This is a genomic window from Streptomyces sp. YS-3 (genome assembly GCF_045257485.1).
Lineage (GTDB): Bacteria > Actinomycetota > Actinomycetes > Streptomycetales > Streptomycetaceae > Streptomyces.
Genome location: NZ_JBJHPC010000784.1, coordinates 1 through 2,684 on the forward strand (window position 1 = coordinate 1; position 2,684 = coordinate 2,684).

A 2,684-nucleotide genomic window follows, 5' to 3' on the forward strand; every position below is an offset into this window, starting at 1 on the left:
GGGTGGGGGCAGGAAACTACGCCGCCGCGTCCGCCTCCTGGGCCCGCAGCGCCCGCTCAACCCCTGCCCGGGACTCCGAGATCAGCCGTCGCAGCGCCGCGTTGGGGGACGCCGACGCCAACCACGCGTCCGTCGTGTCCAGCGTCGCCTGCGAGACCTGGAGCGACGGGTACAGCCCCGTCGCGATCTGCTGCGCGATCTCGTGGGAACGCGACTCCCACACGCCCTTGACCGCCGCGAAGAACTTCTCCGTGTACGGCGCCAGCAGCTCGCGCTGGTCGACCTGGACGAAGCCCCCGATCACCGCCTCCTGCACGGCGTTGGGCAGCGAGTCGCCCTCCACGACCGACGCCCACGCCTCGGCCTTCGCCTCGGCCGTCGGGCGCGCGGCACGCGCCGTCGCCGCGTGGCGCTCGCCCGCCGCCGTACGGTCGCGCTCCAGCTCCGCCGCGATCGCCTTCTCGTCCGCGCGCCCGGTCGCCGCGAGGCGCTCGACGAACGCCCAGCGCAGGTCGGTGTCGACGGCCAGGCCGTCCACCGCCTCGGTGCCGTCGAGCAGCCCCTGGAGCAGGTCGAGCTGCTCACCGGTGCGGGCGGTCGCGGCGAACGCCCGCGCCCACGCCAGCTGGTGGTCGCTGCCGGGCGCCGCCGCCCGCAGCTGCTCCAGCGTCGCGTCGGTCCAGCGGGTCAGCCCCGTCTCGCGCCACTCGGGCGCCGCGTACAGCTCAAGGGCCAGCTTCACCTGGCGGTGCAGCGACTGCACCACACCGATGTCCGACTCCTTGGCGATGCCCGAGAGCACGAGCGCCAGGTAGTCGCGGGTCGCCAGCTCCCCGTCACGGGTCATGTCCCAGGCCGAGGCCCAGCACAGCGCGCGCGGCAGCGACTCGGCGAAGTCACCGAGGTGCGCGGTGACGACCTTCAGGGACTCCTCGTCGAGGCGCACCTTCGCGTAACTGAGGTCGTCGTCGTTGAGGAGGACGACCGCCGGGCGGTGCGTGCCCGCCGGAAGCTCGACCGCCGTGCGCGCCCCCTCCACGTCCAGCTCGATGCGGTCGGTGCGCACCAGCTTGCCCGTCTCGTTCAGCTCGTAGAAGCCGATCGCGATCCGGTGCGGGCGCAGGGTGGGCTCGCCCTGGGCGCCGGCGGGCAGCGCCGGGGCCTCCTGGAGGACGGTGAAGGAGGTGATGCGGCCCTCGCCGTCGACCTCGATCTCCGGACGCAGCACATTGATGCCGGCCGTCTCCAGCCACGCCTTCGACCAGGTCTTCAGATCACGCCCGGAGGTCTTCTCCAGCGCGCCGAGCAGGTCGGACAGGCGCGTGTTGCCGAAGGCGTGCGCCTTGAAGTACGCCTGCACGCCCTGGAAGAACTCGTCCATGCCGACGTACGCGACGAGCTGCTTGAGCACCGAGGCGCCCTTGGCGTACGTGATGCCGTCGAAGTTGACGAGCACGTCGTCGAGGTCGCGGATGTCCGCCATGATCGGGTGCGTGGAGGGCAGCTGGTCCTGCCGGTACGCCCAGGTCTTCATGGAGTTGGCGAACGTGGTCCAGGCGTGCGGCCACTTGGAGCCCGGCGCGTACGCCTGGCAGGCGATCGAGGTGTACGTGGCGAACGACTCGTTCAGCCACAGGTCGTTCCACCACTCCATGGTGACGAGGTCGCCGAACCACATGTGGGCGAGCTCGTGCAGGATGGTCTCGGCGCGCACCTCGTAGGCGGCGTCCGTGACCTTCGACCGGAACACGTACTGGTCCCGGATCGTCACCGCGCCCGCGTTCTCCATCGCGCCCGCGTTGAACTCCGGCACGAAGAGCTGGTCGTACTTGGCGAACGGGTAGGCGTAGTCGAACTTCTCCTGGAACCAGTCGAAGCCCTGCCGCGTCACGTCGAAGATCGCGTCCGCGTCGAGGAACTCGGCGAGCGAGGGGCGGCAGTAGATGCCCAGCGGTACGGACTGCCCGTCCTTCTCGTACGAGGAGTGGACGCTGTGGTACGGACCGGCGATCAGCGCGGTGATGTAGCTGGAGATCCGGGGCGTCGGCTCGAAGACCCAGACGTCGTCGGCGGGCTCCGGGGTCGGCGAGTTCGAGATCACGGTCCAGCCCGAGGGGGCCTTCACGGTGAACTGGAAGGTCGCCTTCAGGTCCGGCTGCTCGAAGGAGGCGAAGACGCGGCGGGCGTCCGGCACCTCGAACTGGGTGTAGAGGTACGCCTGGTCGTCGACCGGGTCGACGAAGCGGTGCAGGCCCTCGCCGGTGTTGGTGTACGCGCAGTCGGCGACCACCTTCAGCTCGTTCGGCCCGGACCGCAGGCCCGCGAGCGCGATGCGCGAGTCGGCGAACACGGCGGCCGGGTCGAGCGCGGTGCCGTTGAGGACCACCTCGTGCACGGCGGGCGCGACGAGGTCGATGAACGTCTCGGCGCCGTCCTCGGCGGAGTCGAAGCGCACGGTGGTCACGGACCTGTAGATCCCGCCCTCCTGCGCGCCGCTCAGATCGAGCTCGATCGCGTACGAGTCGACGCTCAGCAGCTCCGCGCGCCGCTGGGCCTCTTCACGGGTCAGATTCGTGCCAGGCACCCGGCCATCTCCTTCAGGACTTCTCTACGGTTTCGGCCATCCTTGCACGAGACGTCCGGGGGGCGTACAGGGCTTTTGCCCGGAGGGTAAAGGTCCGAAT

Annotated in this window: 1 protein-coding gene; it reads right to left on the minus strand. The window is 70.3% G+C overall.

Features of this window, described 5'->3' with window-relative positions; all coding sequences use genetic code 11:
- Positions 1 to 16 precede the first annotated feature (16 nt).
- Positions 17 to 2,584, minus strand: coding sequence for an aminopeptidase N (pepN, locus tag ACJA3G_RS34710; RefSeq protein ID WP_406557013.1), 2,568 nt, complete (start codon positions 2,582 to 2,584; stop codon positions 17 to 19).
- Between the last annotated feature and the right edge of the window lie 100 nt (positions 2,585 to 2,684).